We start from the raw sequence: 15,267 nt of genomic DNA, 5'->3' as shown, positions 1-15,267 counted from the left end.
TGTAGCCCCGATGGGATTCGAACCCACGCTACCGCCGTGAGAGGGCGGCGTCCTAGGCCGCTAGACGACGGGGCCAAGAAACGATCCAGAGACGATCCGGAGTGCCAGCATAGCTCACACCCTAAAAGCCCACCTAATCGCTTGAGGTGGCGCGATTTTGCTGGGGTACCAGGACTCGAACCTAGAATGGCTGAACCAGAATCAGCTGTGTTGCCAATTACACCATACCCCATTGGCTGCCTAAAACCGCTGGTCAGCGGCCATCCTGAGCCTTTTCGCCCTGCTCGGGAGACCGCCGCTGCCCGCCGTTGTCGGCCTTTGTAAACCGCAGTGCAGACTACCAAAGACTCGGCACACAATCCGCACGCGAGGTCGTCGCCTACCCGCCGACCGTTTCGCGCGCGGCGCGTAGCCGCAGCAGGCTGCGGTCGCGGCCGAGCAGCTCCAGCGATTCGAACAACGGCGGGCTGACCGTCGTTCCCGTGGCGGCGACCCTGATCGGGCCAAAGGCCTTGCGCGGTTTGAGGCCCAAGCCGTCGATGAGCGCGGACTTGAGGGCGGACTCGATGTCGGTGGTGGTCCAGTCCGCCACGCCGTCCAGCGCGGTCAGCGCCGCGTCCAGCACCGCGGCCGCGTCCGCACCGAGTTCCTTGGCGGCGGCCTTGGGGTCGATCTCGTATTCGTCGTCGTTGAGGAACTTCAGCAGCTCCCACGCGTCGGCGAGCACGACGATGCGCGTCTGCACCAGGTCCGCGGCCGTGGCGAACGCCGCGTCATCCAATCCGAGGCGGTGGCCGTGCGCCTCGAAGTAGGCACGCAACCGACCGGCGAAGTCCGCCGGCTCGAGCATCCGGATGTGCTCGCCGTTGAGCGCGTCGGCCTTCTTCTGGTCGAACCGCGCGGGATTGGAATTGACGTTCACGACGTCGAAGGCGGCCACCATCTCGTCGAGACTGAACACGTCGTGGTCGTCGGCGATGGCCCAGCCCAGCAGCGCGAGGTAATTGAGCAGCCCCTCGGGGATGAAGCCGCGATCGCGGTGGGCGAACAGGTTCGACTGCGGGTCGCGCTTGGAGAGTTTCTTGGTTCCCTCCCCCAATACCGTTGGCAGGTGGGCGAACTCCGGGATGCGCTCGGCGACGCCGATCCGGATCAGCGACTGGTACAGCGCGAGCTGCCGCGGGGTCGACGGCAGCAGGTCCTCGCCCCGCAGCACGTGGGTGATTTTCATCAGCGCGTCGTCGCACGGATTGACCAAGGTGTACAACGGATCTCCGTTGGCGCGGGTCAGCGCGAAGTCCGGCACGGAGCCCGCGGCGAAGTTGGTGGGCCCGCGCACGAGGTCGTTCCAGCCGAGGTCTTCGTCGGGCATCCGCAGCCGCACCACCGGCTTGCGGCCCTCCGCGAGGAACGCGGCGCGCTGCGCGTCGGTCAGCTGCCGGTCGAAGTTGTCGTAACCCAGTTTCGGGTTGCGGCCCACCGCGATGTGGCGCGCCTCAACCTCTTCCGGGGTCGAGAACGCGTAGTAGGCCTCGCCCGCCTCGAGCAGCTTGGCCACCACGTCGCGGTAGATCTCTTTGCGCAGCGACTGACGGTACGGGCCGTAGGGCCCGCCGACCTCCGGGCCCTCGTCCCAGTCCAGGCCGAGCCAACGCAGCGCGTCGAGCAGCGCCAGATAGCTTTCCTCGCTGTCACGTTCGGCGTCGGTGTCCTCGATGCGAAAGACGAAGGTGCCGCCGGTGTGCCGGGCATAGGCCCAGTTGAACAGCGCGGTGCGGACCATCCCGACGTGCGGGGTGCCCGTGGGCGACGGGCAGAACCTGACGCGGACTTTCGTTTCGTCGGTCACGACTTTCCCTTACGGACCACGGGATTGGACAGCGTGCCGATCCCCTCGATGGTGATGGCGACGGTGTCGCCGTCCTCGATCGGACCGACGCCGGCGGGCGTTCCGGTCAGGATCAGATCGCCCGGCAGCAGCGTCATCACGGCCGAGATCCATTCGACGATCGCGCCGATGTCGTGGATCATCAGCGAGGTCCGGCTGTGTTGCTTGACCTCGCCGTTGACCTCGGTTCGGATTTCGAGGTCCGCGGGATCGACATCGGTGACGATCCACGGCCCGACCGGGCAGAACGTGTCGTGCCCCTTCGCCCGGGTCCACTGGCCGTCGGCCTTCTGTTGGTCGCGGGCCGACACGTCGTTGCCGATGGTGTAGCCGAGGATGCTGTCGGCGGCCTCGGCGGCCGAGACGTCCTTGCAGGGCCGGCCGATGACGGCCGCCAACTCCCCCTCGAAGTGCACCGGTGATGCGTTGGCCGGCAACCGAATCGGCACGTTCGGGCCGATGATGGCCGTGTTGGGCTTGAGGAAGATGATGGGGTCCGGCGCCGCCGGGCCGGTCAGCTCGGTCATCTCCGCGATGTGATCGGTGTAGTTCTTGCCGATGCAGACCACCTTGCTCGCCAATATCGGGGCCAGCAGCCGCACATCGGCAAGCGGCCACGACCGGCCGGTGAAGTTCGGCGCGCCAAACGGATGCTCGGCGATCTCGCGGGCGACCATTGCGGCGGGATCGGCGAGTTCGCCCTCGATGCTGACGAAGGCGACACCGTCGGGGCTGGCGATTCGACCAAGGCGCATTTCGTTGAGCCTAGTGACGGCCGCGAGCGCGGCGGCGAGGGGCATCGCACGTGAGGCCGTCGCGCAAGCCTCACCAGCATTTTCACCCGGCTGTGCAAGCATGGGGAATGCAAACGGACGCGGCCTCCACGCGCGAGCTGGGCGCGGCTGGGCGCTGGTCCATCATGGTGGTATCGCTAATCGCCACCGCGAGTTCCTTCCTCTTCATCAACGGTGTCGCGTTCCTCATTCCCTCGCTGCAATCAGCGCGCGGCATCCCGCTCGACGAGGCCGGTCTGCTGTCCTCGATGCCCAGTTGGGGCATGGTGGTCACCCTGGTGATGTGGGGCTACGTACTGGACCGGGTGGGCGAGCGACTGGTGATGGCCGCAGGCTCGGCGCTCACCGCGGTGGCGGCCTTCGCGGCGGCGTCCGCGCATTCGATGGTGCTGATGGCCGTCTACCTGTTCCTCGGCGGCATGGCCGCGGCCAGTTGCAACACCGCCGGCGGGCGGCTGGTGTCGGCATGGTTCCCGCCGCAGCAACGCGGCCTGGCCATGGGCTTCCGCCAAACCGCGCAGCCCCTCGGAATCGCCTTGGGGGCGCTGGTGATTCCGGAGTTGGCCGAGCACGGCCCCAGCTCTGGGCTCAGGTTCACCGCGTTGGCGTGCGCGTTGGGCGCGGTAGCCAGCGCGGTCGGCATCATCGACCCGCCCCGCAAGCCGCGGGAGAAAGCCACCGACACCGAACTCGCCAGCCCGTACCGAGGATCGTTGACACTGTGGCGAATTCACGCCGTGGCGGGTCTGATGATGGTGCCGCAGACGGTAACCGTGACATTCATGCTGGTGTGGCTGATCAAGAATCTGCACTGGTCGGTCGCGGCCGCCGGCAGCCTCGTCACCCTCTCGCAGCTGCTGGGCGCGATCGGCCGCGTCCTGGTGGGCCGCTGGTCGGACCGGGTGGGATCGCGAATGCGACCGGTCCGCATCATCGCGATCGCCGCCGCCGTCACCCTGTTCCTATTGGCCTGGGCCGACTTTCTGAACTCGGGCTATCAGGCGCCCCTGATGGTCGTGATCTCGGTGATCGCCGTGCTCGACAACGGGTTGGAGGCCACGGCCATCACCGAATTCGCCGGACCCTTCTGGAGTGGCCGCGCGCTGGGCATCCAGAACACCACCCAACGAGTGATGGCGGGCGTCGCGCCACCGCTGTTCGGCGCGCTCATCACGGCCGCGAAATATCCGAACGCGTGGATACTGTGCGGGCTGTTCCCGGTCGCAGCGGTGCCGCTGGTGCCGGCGCGGTTGCTCCCGCCCGGACTGGAAACTACAGCGCGGCGGCAATCCGTTCGCCGACTTCGGTGGTGGCGAGCCGTTCGTGCCCACGTGTCGCCAGATAGGTCTCAACGGCCCGGTCCACCCGGCTAGCGGCTTCGTCCTCACCGAGGTGGGCGAGCAGCAACGCCACCGACATGATCGCGGCGGTCGGGTCGGCGATGCCCTGACCCGCGATGTCCGGCGCGCTGCCGTGCACCGGCTCGAACATCGATGGATTGGTCCGGGTGGCATCGATATTTCCGCTGGCGGCCAAGCCAATTCCGCCGCACACCGCCGCCGCCAGGTCCGTGATGATGTCGCCGAACAGGTTGTCGGTGACGATCACATCGAAGCGCCCGGGGTCGGTGACCATGAAAATGGTGGCGGCGTCGACGTGTTGGTAGGCGACCTCGACGCCGGGGTACTCCTCCCCGACCTCGCCGACGATCCGCGCCCACAGCTTCCCGGCGAAGGTCAGCACGTTGGTCTTGTGCACCAGCGTCAGGTGGTTGCGGCGACGCTGCGCGCGTTCGAATGCGTCGGCCACCACGCGGCGCACGCCGAAGGCCGTGTTGAGGCTGACCTCGGTGGCCACCTCGTGGGGCGTGCCGGTTCGGATCGCACCCCCCGTGCCGGTGTATGGGCCTTCGGTCCCCTCGCGCACGACGACGAAGTCGATGTCGGGGTTCCCGGCGAGCGGGCTGCTCACCCCGGGATACAGCCGCCCCGGTCGCAGGTTGACGTGATGATCCAACTCAAAACGCAACCGCAGCAACAGGCCCCGCTCCAGCACGCCGCTGGGCACCGACGGATCGCCGATCGCACCGAGCAGGATGGCGTCGTGCTGGCGCAGCTCGGCGAGCACCGATTCCGGCAGCAGTTCACCGCTGGCGTGATACCGCCGGGCGCCCAGGTCGTATTCGGTCTTTTCGACGCCGGGCAGCACGGCATCGAGGACCTTAACGGCCTCGGCCGTGACTTCCGGCCCGATGCCGTCGCCGCCGATCACCGCGAACTTCACGAAAGATCAACCACCTCAAGCTTGTTCGCGCCCACCGCCGCGCCGATCGCCGACCGCACCTCGCTCGGCACGTCCCGATCCAGCCGCAGCAGGATCGTCGCGCCCGGGCCTTCGGCGTCCTCGGACAGCTGCGCGGCTTGGATGTTCACGCCCGCCGAACCGAGCAGGGTGCCGATCTTGCCCAGCGCCCCGGGCTCGTCGGCGTAGTTGATCACGAGGTTGGTGCCCTGCGCGCGCAGATCGAAGTTGCGGCCGTTGATCTGCACGATCTTTTCCACCAACTGCGGCCCCGACAGCGTGCCGGCGACGTTGACGGCGGTGCCGTCGTGAGCGACGGCGCGGACGTCGACGACGCTGCGGTGGTTCGGACTTTCCGAGGCCGTGGTGAGCTCGGCGCTGACGCCGCGCTCTTCGGCCAGCGCCGGCGCGTTGACGAAGGTGACCGGACCCTCGACCACCGCCGAGAACAGCCCACGCAGAGCCGAAAGCTTCAGCACCTCAACGTCTTCGGACGCGAGCTCGCCGCGCACCTGAACCGACACCGATACCGGCGGCCCGTCGGACAGCGAGGCGGCAAGTACCCCGAGCTTGCGCACCAGGTCCAGCCAGGGCGCCACCTCCTCGTTGACCACACCGCCGCCGACGTTGACGGCATCGGGAACGAATTCCCCGGCCAGCGCTAGCTTCACGCTCTCGGCGACGTCGGTGCCCGCCCGGTCCTGGGCCTCGGAGGTCGACGCACCCAGGTGCGGGGTCACCACCACCTGGGGCAGCTCGAACAGCGGGCTATCGGTGCACGGCTCCTTGGCGAACACGTCGATGCCGGCCGCCCGCACGTGTCCGCTGCTCACCGCTTCGGCCAGCGCGGCCTCGTCGATCAGGCCGCCGCGGGCGGCGTTGACGATGATGACGCCCGGCTTGGTCTTCGCCAGCGCTTCCTTGCCGATCAGGCCAGCCGTCTCGGGCGTCTTCGGCAGGTGGACCGAGATGAAGTCGGCGCGGGCCAACAGGTCGTCGAGCGGCAGCAGTTCGATGCCCAGCTGCGCGGCCCGGGCCGGCGACACGTAGGGGTCGTAGGCCACCAGGTGGGTGCCGAAGGCGGTCAAGCGCTGGGCGACCAACTGCCCGATCCGGCCCAGGCCCACCACGCCGACCGTCTTGCCGAAGATCTCGGTGCCGTTGAACGACGACCGCTTCCAGGCGTGCTCGCGCAGGGAGGCGTCGGCGGCCGGGATCTGCCGGGCGGCCGCCAGGAGCAGCGCCAACGCGTGCTCGGCGGCGCTGTGAATGTTCGAGGTGGGGGCGTTGACCACCAGCACGCCGCGCTCGGTCGCGGCGTCCACGTCGACGTTGTCCAGCCCCACCCCGGCGCGGGCCACGATCTTGAGCTTGGCGGCGGCCGCCAGCACCTCGGCGTCGACGGTGGTGGCCGAGCGCACCAGCAGCGCGTCGGCCTCCGGCACCGCGGCCAGCAGCTTCTCCCGGTCCGGCCCGTCCACCCAGCGCACCTCGACCTGGTCTCCCAGGGCGGCGACGGTCGATTGGGCGAGTTTGTCGGCGATCAATACAACAGGCAGATTCACCCGGCCAGCCTATCGGCTGCGTTTGACGGGCATCGACGGGCTCACCACTGCCGTAACCTGCACCGACGGCGGTTGGGCGCGGGTCGGTGAGGTCCTACGATGCGCTGATGACCAAACTTGCGATCATCTACTATTCGGCGACCGGGCATAACACCGCGATGGCGCAACGCGTGGCCGCCGCGGCCGAGTCCGCCGGCGCCGAAGTCCGCCTTCGGCACGTCGCCGAGACCCGCGACCCGGAATCGTTCGCCCAGAACCCGGCCTGGACCGCCAATTATCAAGCGACGAAGGACCTTCCGGCGGCGACGGGTGAGGACATCGTGTGGGCGGATGCGGTGATCTTCGGTTCGCCGACCCGCTTCGGTTCTCCCGCCGCGCAATTGCGCAACTTCCTGGACTCGCTGGGCGGGTTGTGGGCCGAGGGCAACCTCGCCGACAAGGTGTACGCGGCCTTCACGTCGTCCAACACGCTGCACGGCGGTCAGGAAACCACGCTGCTTTCGCTCTACATCACGCTGATGCATTTCGGCGGCATCATCGTCCCGCCCGGCTACACCGACCCGTGCAAGTTCGTCGACGGCAATCCGTATGGGGTCAGCCTGGTGTCGACGCACGACAACATCCACGAGTTCGACGAGGCCACCGAGAATGCCCTCGAGCACTTGGCGCGCCGGGTGGTGTCAGTCGCGGGCCGCCTTCGCGACACTTAAACCACGCACACGACACGCCGTAAAAGGTCGCCGTGGTTTCAGTTTCGCGGACCGGCGGCCCGCGTAAGGCTACGCCGTCTCGGTGATCGGCCGGTCGACCCAGCTCATGAGGTCGCGCAGCTTCTTGCCGGTCACCTCGATCGGGTGCTCGGCGTTCTCCTTGCGCAGCCGCTCGAGTTCCTTGTTGCCGCCCTCGACGTTGGCGACCAGCTTCTTGGTGAACGTGCCGTCCTGGATGTCGCGCAGGATCTCGCGCATCCGCTCCTTGGTGCCGGCGTCGATGACCCGCGGGCCCGACAGGTACCCGCCGAACTCGGCGGTGTCGGACACCGAATAGTTCATCCGGGCGATGCCACCCTCGTACATCAGGTCCACGATCAGCTTGAGCTCGTGCAGCACCTCGAAGTAGGCCATCTCCGGCGGGTAACCGGCCTCCACCATCACGTCGAAACCGGTCTTCACCAATTCCTCAGTGCCACCGCACAACACGGCCTGCTCACCGAACAGGTCGGTCTCGGTCTCGTCCTTGAAGGTGGTCTTGATGACGCCGGCGCGGGTGCCGCCGATGGCCTTGGCGTAGGACAGCGCCAGCGCCTCACCCTCGCCGGTCGGGTCCTGGTCGACCGCGATCAGGCAGGGCACGCCCTTGCCGTCCACGAACTGGCGACGCACCAGGTGCCCGGGCCCCTTCGGCGCGACCATCGCGATGGTGACGTTGCCGGGCGGCTTGATCAGGTCGAAGTGGATGTTGAGCCCGTGGCCGAAGAACAGCGCGTCGCCCTCGGAGAGGTTGGGCTCGATGTCGTTCTTGAAGATGTCGGCCTGCGCCGTGTCGGGCGCCAACAGCATGATGACGTCGGCCCACTTGGCCACCTCGGCGGGGGTGTCGACTTCCAGGCCCTGCTCGGAGACCTTGGCCCGCGACTTCGAACCCTCCTTGAGCCCGACGCGCACCTGCACACCGGAGTCGCGCAGGCTCAGCGAGTGCGCGTGCCCCTGGCTGCCGTAACCGATCACCCCGACCTTGCGCCCCTGGATGATCGAGAGGTCGGCATCGTCGTCGTAGAACATTTCTAGTGCCACTTTTTCAATATCTCCTTGTGTATTACTTGGCCGTGGCTATTTCGCGCCCAGGCCGCGCGGACCGCGGGACAACGACACCACTCCGGACTGGACGATTTCGCGGATACCGAACGGCTCCAACACCCGCAGCAGCGCCTCGATCTTGCCTCGATCACCGGTCGCCTCGATCGTCAGCGCCTCCGGGGATACGTCGATCACCTTGGCGCGGAACAGGTTTACCGCTTCGATCACCTGGCTGCGGCTGCCGGCGTCGGCGCGCACCTTGATCAGCGCCAGCTCCCGGGACATCGACGTGTCCTCGTCCAGCTCGACGATCTTGATGACGTTGATCAGTTTGTTGAGCTGCTTGGTGACCTGTTCGAGCGGTGTCTCGTCGCAGGCGACCACGATCGTCATGCGCGACATGTCTTTCTGCTCGGTGGCACCGACGGCCAGCGATTCGATGTTGAATCCGCGCCGCGAGAACAGCGCCGCCACCCGAGCGAGCACACCGGGTTTGTCCTCGACCAACACCGACAGCGTGTGCGTGTTCATCAGGCGTGCCCTTCGCTCTCGTCGCCGAACAGGGGACGGATGCCGCGCGCGGCCTGAATCTCGTCGTTGCTGGTGCCGGCGGCCACCATCGGCCAGACTTGCGCGTCGGCGCCGACGATGAAGTCGATCACCACCGGACGGTCGTTGATCGCGCGGGCTTGTTTGATCACCTCTTCGACGTCTTCCTCACGCTCGCAACGCAATCCGACGCATCCCAGCGCCTCCGCCAGCTTCACGAAGTCCGGGATGCGGTGCGAGTGCGTAGCCAGGTCGGTTTGCGAGTACCGCTCCTCGTAGAACAGCGTCTGCCATTGGCGCACCATGCCCAGGTTCCCGTTGTTGATCAGCGCCACCTTGATCGGCACGCCCTCGATCGCACAGGTGGCCAACTCCTGATTGGTCATCTGGAAGCAGCCGTCGCCGTCGATGGCCCACACCTCGGCCTCGGGGCGTGCCATTTTGGCGCCCATGGCCGCCGGGATGGCGAACCCCATGGTGCCCAGCCCACCGGAATTGATCCAGGTGCGCGGCTTCTCATAGGAGATGAACTGCGCCGCCCACATCTGATGCTGCCCAACGCCGGCGACGTACACGGCGTCCGGGCCGGCGATCTGGCCCAGCTTCTCGATGACGTATTCCGGTCCGAGGCTGCCGTCGCTCTGCGGGCCGTAGCTCAGCGGGTAGGTGGACTGGACGCTGTCCAGGTAGGCCCACCATTCCGTCATGTCGATGTTGCCGGGGATGTCGTAGTGACGCAGCATGCCGATCAGGTCGGTGATGACCGCTTTGACGTCGCCGACGATCGGCACGTCGGCGTGGCGGTTCTTGCCGATCTCGGCCGGGTCGATGTCGGCGTGAATGACTTTCGCCTCCGGCGCGAAGGTGTCGAGCTTCCCGGTGACCCGGTCGTCGAAGCGGGTGCCCAGCGCGATCAGCAGGTCGCTGCGCTGCAGCGCCGCCACCGCGGCGACCGTGCCGTGCATGCCGGGCATGCCCATGTGCTGGCGATGGCTGTCGGGGAACGCGCCGCGCGCCATCAGGGTGGTCACGACGGGAATGCCGGTCAGCTCGGCCAACTCGAGCAGTTGCTCGGTCGCCTCGCCGCGGATGACGCCGCCGCCGACGTACAGCACCGGCTTGTTGGACGCCGCGATCAGCTTGGCGGCCTCGCGGATCTGCCGGTTGTGCGGCTTGGTGTTCGGCTTGTAGCCGGGCAGATCCATGCGCGGCGGCCAACTGAACGTGCACTGGCCCTGAAGGACGTCCTTGGGGATGTCGACGAGCACCGCACCCGGGCGGCCCGAGGACGCGATGTGGAAGGCCTCGGCGATCACCTGCGGGATCTCGTCGCCGGAGCGGACCAGGAAGTTGTGCTTGGTGATCGGCATCGTGATGCCAGAAATGTCGGCTTCCTGGAACGCGTCGGTGCCGATCAGCGTGCGACCGACCTGGCCGGTGATGGCAACGACGGGCACCGAATCCATCTGCGCGTCGGCCAGCGGGGTGACCAGGTTCGTGGCGCCGGGGCCCGACGTGGCCATGCACACCCCGACCTTGCCGGTGGCGTGGGCGTAGCCGCTGGCGGCGTGGCCGGCGCCCTGCTCGTGCCGAACCAGCACGTGGCGAAGCTTTTTCGAGTCGAACAGCGGGTCATAGACCGGCAAGACCGCGCCACCGGGGATGCCGAAGATGACCTCGACGTCGAGCTCTTCCAGCGATCGGATCACCGACTGGGCGCCGGTAAGCTGCTCGGGCCCAACGCGTTTCGGCTTCTTGGCGGGGGCGGCGGCGGGAGTTTCCGCCGCGTCGGAGGCGACGTCGGCGGCACGCTGTGGCGAGGTGGCGTGCTGCCTGGTGGGTGCGCTCACTGTCTTTTGTCCTTATTCACTCTGGGAGTCTCGCTGGGGCAACAAAAAACCCCCGACAGCTCTTCTGCTGCACGAGGGTTGCGCGTTGGTCTGGATAGCTTCAAATGCCGAGAGGCTAGTCAGGCACCAACGCGCCGACTAATTACTACGAGCATCCCGGGCTGTCCGGCGGTATCCATAACGTCCGACGGTAGCCTTCGCACAGCTCAGCAGTCAAATCCGCTACCGCCCGCTCGCGCGGAGGTCCGGTGCATCGCGACGGGTGAAATGATGGTCGGGTGGCTACCGGTTCGTCTTCGCACACACCCGTCGTGATCAAGGTGTCGCCGATCGCTCACCTGGCGGTCGGATTCACCACGCTGGGGTTGCTGATACCGGTGATGCTGTGGCCGCCCTCGGCGCCGCTGCTGCTGATTCCCCTGCTGCTGTCGGCCATGATCGTGCGGCTGCGCACCGTCGCCGACGACAAAGGCGTGACCGTCCGAACGCTGCTGGGCAGCCAGACGGTGCCGTGGGACGAGATCGACGGGCTGCGCTTCCACCGCGGCTCCTGGGCCCGCGCGCACCTCAAGAGCGGCGCGGAGCTGCGCCTGCCCGCGGTGACGTTCGCGACGCTTCCGGAGCTGACGCAGGCCAGCGCGGGACGCGTGCCCAACCCCTATCAGTGACGGTCAGGCGATCGGGTTGACCCCGTTGAGCAGCACCCACACGGCGATGCCGGCGGCGATGCCGACCAGCAGGGCGACGAACGACCCGATGAAGGGCCGGTGGGCCCAGCCCCGGCGCGCGTCCAGACCGTAGCGGCCGGGTCCGCACAGGATGACCGCGACGGCCAGGACGATCAGCGTGATCTGGTATTCGTGGCCGTCCGGCAGGAAGTACGTGAAAGTGTGCGGATGCGGGCGGGCCGTGATGGTGGCCAGCATGCCGTTGATCAGGAACGCCAGCGCACCCGCCGCGGCCACCGGGGTGAACAGCCCCAGGATCAGCAGCACGCCCGCGACGAGCTCACCGCCGGCGCTGACGTAGGCCAGGATGTCGGCGTGCTGGTAGCCGACGTCGGACAGCGAGTTCTTGAACCCGCCGACGCCGGAGCCGCCCCACCAGCCGAACAGCTTCTGCAGCCCGTGCGCCGCAAGCACGACCCCGAGGCCGACCCGCAAGATCAGCAAACCCAGGTGCTGGGTTCCGCGCCGGCCGACTTCGTGCAACCGGCCGTGGTGTTCGTCCCCGTCGATCTCGGCGGGCTCGGCGGCCGCGTGCCGGGACTCCTGCGGCTGCACGTAGGGCAGGGGCTCCTGCTGATCGAGCACGTGGTAACCCGCCGCCCGGGACCCGGCCGCGCCGGCGTGGTCACCCATGTAGGGGATGACGGTGGTGGTTCCGGTGGAGGGGTTGAAGTCGCCGGGGTAACCGACGGGCGTCAAGTCGTCTTCGGGGTCGACCACGCGCGCCGTGGCGGGCCGTCCCGGGGTTGGCTCCGGGGATTCACCGGGCCGCTGCCAATGTCCGTCATTCGGTTGACTGGTCACGGGTGTCAGGGTAAGGGCAGTTGGCGCTGAATTGGGGATTTGAGCGGCGCTTTCGCCAGGCAATCGCCTGTTTGCCCGCCAAACAAGCCCGGATTGGCCGTGCGGGACGCTGCGGGCGGTCGAAAACGGCCGAATCCGGCGGCTTCCGGCCGCCGAGAAACGGGTGCCGAGCATGCCGCCCCAGGCGGCCCGGCGCATGCGTGTGGCGGCGGCGGGCGCACTATCCGTAGCCTGTCGGTCATGCGACTACGGCGCTCGGTTCGGTGCGGGATCGCCGCGCTCTGCGCGACGATGCTGGTCGCGAGCGGGTGCGCGCGGTTCAACGACGCGCAATCGCAGCCGTTCACCACCAACCCCGAGCTCAAGCCCCAAACCAGCTCGACGCCTCCCCCGCCGCCGCCGCTGCCACCCACACCCTTCCCGAAGGCATGCCCGGCGCCGGGCGTCATGCAGGGCTGCCTGGAGAGCACCAGCGGCCTGATCATGGGGCCGGACAGCAAAACCGCGCTCGTCGCCGAGCGCACCACCGGCGCCGTCAAGGAGATCTCGGTCAGCGCCGAGCCGAAGGTGAAGATGGTCATCCCGGTCGACCCGTCCGGGGACGGCGGCCTGATGGACATCGTGCTGTCGCCGACCTACACCCAAGATCGGCTGATGTACGCCTACGTCAGCACGCCGACCGACAATCGGGTGATCCGGATCGCCGACGGCGACATCCCCAAGGACATCCTCACCGGGATCCCCAAGGGCGCGACCGGCAACAGCGGGGCACTGATCTTCACCAGCCCCACCACGTTGGTGGTGATGACCGGCGACGCGGGTAACCCCGCGGCGGCTGCCGACCCCAAATCGCTGGCCGGCAAGGTCCTTCGGATCGAGCAGCCGACCACCATCGGTCAAGCGCCGCCGACGACGGCGCTGTCTGGTGTGGGCTCCGGCGGCGGCCTGTGCATCGACCCGGTGGACGGCTCGCTCTACGTGGCCGACCGCACGCCCACGGCGGACCGGTTGCAGCGCATCACCAAAGCCTCGGAGGTCTCCACGGTGTGGACCTGGCCGGACAAGCCCGGGGTGGCCGGCTGCGCCGCGATGGACGGGACCGTGCTGGTCAACCTCATCAACACCAAGCTGACGGTGGCCGTGCGGCTGGCCCCGGCGACGGGCGCGGTCACCGGCGAACCCGACGTGGTGCGCAAGGACACGCACGCACACGCGTGGGCGCTGCGGATGTCGCCGGACGGAAACGTCTGGGGCGCAACGGTCAACAAGACCGCCGGGGACGCCGAAAAGCTCGACGACGTGGTGTTCCCGCTGTTCCCGCAGGGCGGCGGCTTCCCGCGCAACAACGACGACAAGACCTAGCGAAAGCTACGCCTTCGTCAACCCTGCCCGCAGGCGGCCAGCACCAGTTCGCGCACCCGCGCCGCGTCGGCCTGCCCGCGGGTGGCCTTCATCACCGCGCCGACGATCGCGCCCGCCGCGGCCACCTTGCCGCCGCGGATCTTTTCCGCCACATCGGGATTGGCGGCCAGCGCCTCATCGACCGCCGCCTGGGTCACCGAATCGTCGCGCACCAGCTCGAGGCCGCGGGCGTTCATCACCTGCTCGGGGTCGCCCTCGCCGGCCAGCACCCCCTCCACGACCTGGCGGGCCAGCTTGTTGGACAGCTTGCCCTCGTCCACCAGGGCGATCACCGCGGCGACCTGAGCCGGCGTGATGGCCAGTTCGTCCAAGCTGATGTTGGCCTCGTTGGCCTTCTGCACCAAGAAGTTTCCCCACCAGGCGCGCGCCTGCTCGCTGGCGGCGCCATGCTTGACGGTCTCGGTGACCAGTTCCACGGCACCGGCGTTGACCAGATCGCGCATCACCTCGTCGGAGACGCCCCATTCCTGCTGGATTCGCTTGCGGCTCAGCCACGGTAGCTCCGGGATGGTCTGGCGCAGCTGGTCGACCAACTCGCGACTGGGCGCGACGGGTTCCAGGTCGGGCTCGGGGAAATAGCGGTAGTCCTGAGCGGTCTCCTTCGCGCGGCCCGGGCTGGTGTATCCCGCCTCGTGAAAGTGTCTGGTCTCCTGGATGATCCGGCCGCCGGACGCGAGCACGGCTGCCTGCCGCTGCATTTCGTAACGGACCGCGACCTCAACGCTTTTCAGCGAGTTGACGTTCTTGGTCTCGGTGCGGGTGCCGAACTCGGTGGTTCCCGTCGGCATCAGCGATACGTTGGAATCGCAACGCATCGAGCCCTGGTCCATCCGGACATCGGATACGCCCAAGGCGCGCAACAGGTCTCGCAAGGCGGTGACGTATGCGCGGGCGATCTGCGGCGCCCGGGCGCCGGCGCCGACGATGGGCTTGGTCACGATTTCGATCAGCGGCACGCCGGCGCGGTTGTAGTCGAGCAGCGATGTCGTCGCGCCGTGGATGCGGCCGGTCTCGCTGCCCAGGTGGGTCAGCTTGCCGGTGTCTTCCTCCATGTGCGCGCGCTCGATCTCGACCCGCCACGTGCTGCCGTCTTCGAGCGGCGCGTCCAGGTAGCCGTTGATGGCGATCGGCTCGTCGTACTGGGAGATCTGGTAGTTCTTCGGCATGTCCGGGTAGAAGTAGTTCTTCCGGGCGAAGCGGCACCACGGCACGATCTCGCAGTTCAGCGCCAGCCCGATCCGAATGGCCGATTCCACCGCGGTGCGGTTGAGCACCGGCAGCGACCCCGGCAGTCCGAGGCACACCGGGCAGACCTGGGTGTTGGGTTCGGCGCCGAACGCGGTGGAGCAGCCGCAGAACATCTTGGTGACCGTCGACAGCTCGACGTGCACCTCGAGGCCGAGGACGGGGTCGAAACGGGCGATGACCTCGTCGTAATCCATGAGATCGGCACTGGCGGCAAGACTCATGCCGTCGATCGTAGTGGTGACCGCGAGCGCGGCGGAGCCGGGCGAAGCGGGTCACCACCATCAGACCCAGTGGTGACCGCGAGCGCGGCGGAGCCGGGCGA

General features: G+C 67.8%; 13 protein-coding genes and 2 tRNA genes. 4 read left to right on the top strand and 11 right to left on the bottom strand.

All coding sequences use genetic code 11. The annotated features are described in order from the left end of the window. Window positions 1-2 precede the first annotated feature (2 nt). The 4 genes from WU80_RS14150 to WU80_RS14135 form a co-directional block, all read right to left on the bottom strand. Window positions 3-75: transfer RNA gene (locus WU80_RS14150), tRNA-Glu, on the bottom strand. Between the two features lie 85 nt (window positions 76-160). Further along, a tRNA-Gln gene (locus WU80_RS14145) sits at window positions 161-232 on the bottom strand. Window positions 233-379: 147 nt separating this feature from the next. After that, on the bottom strand, window positions 380-1,849 hold the full coding sequence (gene gltX, locus WU80_RS14140) for a glutamate--tRNA ligase (protein ID WP_082459853.1): 1,470 nt from the start codon (window positions 1,847-1,849) through the stop codon (window positions 380-382). Beyond that, window positions 1,846-2,643, bottom strand: a complete 798-nt coding sequence (locus WU80_RS14135) for a fumarylacetoacetate hydrolase family protein (RefSeq protein ID WP_055403330.1) — start codon at window positions 2,641-2,643, stop codon at window positions 1,846-1,848. The genes gltX and WU80_RS14135 overlap by 4 nt, the downstream gene beginning before the upstream one ends. 107 nt (window positions 2,644-2,750) lie before the next feature. On the opposite strand from WU80_RS14135, the gene WU80_RS14130 reads away from it, so the two are divergent. Then, complete coding sequence (locus WU80_RS14130; protein WP_055403316.1) at window positions 2,751-4,055, top strand: MFS transporter; 1,305 nt, start codon at window positions 2,751-2,753, stop codon at window positions 4,053-4,055. On the opposite strand, the gene WU80_RS14125 is transcribed toward WU80_RS14130, so the two are convergent. Both WU80_RS14125 and serA read right to left on the bottom strand, forming a co-directional pair. Further along, window positions 3,955-4,965, bottom strand: coding sequence for a 3-isopropylmalate dehydrogenase (locus WU80_RS14125; protein ID WP_055403317.1), 1,011 nt, complete (start codon window positions 4,963-4,965; stop codon window positions 3,955-3,957). The genes WU80_RS14130 and WU80_RS14125 overlap by 101 nt on opposite strands. Continuing rightward, window positions 4,962-6,548: a phosphoglycerate dehydrogenase gene (serA, locus tag WU80_RS14120; protein ID WP_055403318.1), complete on the bottom strand. Its 1,587-nt coding sequence runs from the start codon at window positions 6,546-6,548 to the stop codon at window positions 4,962-4,964. Before serA ends, WU80_RS14125 begins: the two co-directional genes overlap by 4 nt. 107 nt (window positions 6,549-6,655) lie before the next feature. Between serA and wrbA the strand changes: the two genes are divergently transcribed. Next, entirely contained in the window at window positions 6,656-7,258 is a 603-nt protein-coding gene (wrbA, locus tag WU80_RS14115) for an NAD(P)H:quinone oxidoreductase (RefSeq protein ID WP_055403319.1), read from the top strand. Between the two features lie 69 nt (window positions 7,259-7,327). Here the strand turns inward: wrbA and ilvC are convergent, their stop codons facing one another. The 3 genes from ilvC to WU80_RS14100 are packed head-to-tail and all read right to left on the bottom strand — an operon-like array spanning window position 7,328 to window position 10,743. Next, window positions 7,328-8,329 (bottom strand): ketol-acid reductoisomerase, encoded by a 1,002-nt coding sequence (gene ilvC, locus WU80_RS14110; protein WP_156349549.1) that lies wholly within the window; start codon window positions 8,327-8,329, stop codon window positions 7,328-7,330. A gap of 48 nt (window positions 8,330-8,377) precedes the next feature. Continuing rightward, entirely contained in the window at window positions 8,378-8,875 is a 498-nt protein-coding gene (ilvN, locus tag WU80_RS14105; protein WP_055403321.1) for an acetolactate synthase small subunit, read from the bottom strand. Next, on the bottom strand, window positions 8,875-10,743 hold the full coding sequence (locus WU80_RS14100; RefSeq protein WP_055403322.1) for an acetolactate synthase large subunit: 1,869 nt from the start codon (window positions 10,741-10,743) through the stop codon (window positions 8,875-8,877). The genes ilvN and WU80_RS14100 overlap by 1 nt, the downstream gene beginning before the upstream one ends. Before the next feature lie 311 nt (window positions 10,744-11,054). Here WU80_RS14100 and WU80_RS14095 point away from each other — a divergent pair, with 311 nt between their 5' ends. After that, on the top strand, window positions 11,055-11,411 hold the full coding sequence (locus WU80_RS14095) for a PH domain-containing protein (protein ID WP_055403323.1): 357 nt from the start codon (window positions 11,055-11,057) through the stop codon (window positions 11,409-11,411). Window positions 11,412-11,414: 3 nt separating this feature from the next. Here WU80_RS14095 and WU80_RS14090 read toward each other — a convergent pair whose 3' ends face one another. Beyond that, on the bottom strand, window positions 11,415-12,275 hold the full coding sequence (locus tag WU80_RS14090) for a DoxX family protein (RefSeq protein ID WP_055403324.1): 861 nt from the start codon (window positions 12,273-12,275) through the stop codon (window positions 11,415-11,417). A gap of 240 nt (window positions 12,276-12,515) precedes the next feature. Here WU80_RS14090 and WU80_RS14085 point away from each other — a divergent pair, with 240 nt between their 5' ends. Further along, window positions 12,516-13,637 carry a sorbosone dehydrogenase family protein gene (locus WU80_RS14085; RefSeq protein ID WP_082459854.1) on the top strand — a complete coding sequence of 374 codons (1,122 nt, stop codon included), beginning with the start codon at window positions 12,516-12,518 and terminating at the stop codon, window positions 13,635-13,637. A 17-nt stretch (window positions 13,638-13,654) separates the two neighbouring features. On the opposite strand, the gene gatB is transcribed toward WU80_RS14085, so the two are convergent. Continuing rightward, complete coding sequence (gene gatB, locus WU80_RS14080; RefSeq protein WP_055403326.1) at window positions 13,655-15,166, bottom strand: Asp-tRNA(Asn)/Glu-tRNA(Gln) amidotransferase subunit GatB; 1,512 nt, start codon at window positions 15,164-15,166, stop codon at window positions 13,655-13,657. Window positions 15,167-15,267 lie beyond the last annotated feature (101 nt).

It is taken from the genome of Mycobacterium sp. UM_11 (assembly GCF_001414075.1).
In the GTDB taxonomy this organism is placed as follows: Bacteria; Actinomycetota; Actinomycetes; order Mycobacteriales; family Mycobacteriaceae; genus Mycobacterium.
Note: the sequence above shows the minus strand (reverse complement) of the source record. Positions and strands in the feature narration are given on the sequence as shown.

Coding starts and splice junctions, on each gene's coding strand:
- WU80_RS14135 (WP_055403330.1), bottom strand. CDS start 2,643: ATGCGCCTTGGTCGAATCGCCAGCCCCGACGGTGTCGCCTTCGTCAGC.
- WU80_RS14130 (WP_055403316.1), top strand. CDS start 2,751: ATGCAAACGGACGCGGCCTCCACGCGCGAGCTGGGCGCGGCTGGGCGC.
- wrbA (WP_055403319.1), top strand. CDS start 6,656: ATGACCAAACTTGCGATCATCTACTATTCGGCGACCGGGCATAACACC.
- ilvC (WP_156349549.1), bottom strand. CDS start 8,329: ATGTTCTACGACGACGATGCCGACCTCTCGATCATCCAGGGGCGCAAG.
- ilvN (WP_055403321.1), bottom strand. CDS start 8,875: ATGAACACGCACACGCTGTCGGTGTTGGTCGAGGACAAACCCGGTGTG.
- WU80_RS14085 (WP_082459854.1), top strand. CDS start 12,516: ATGCGACTACGGCGCTCGGTTCGGTGCGGGATCGCCGCGCTCTGCGCG.
- gatB (WP_055403326.1), bottom strand. CDS start 15,166: ATGAGTCTTGCCGCCAGTGCCGATCTCATGGATTACGACGAGGTCATC.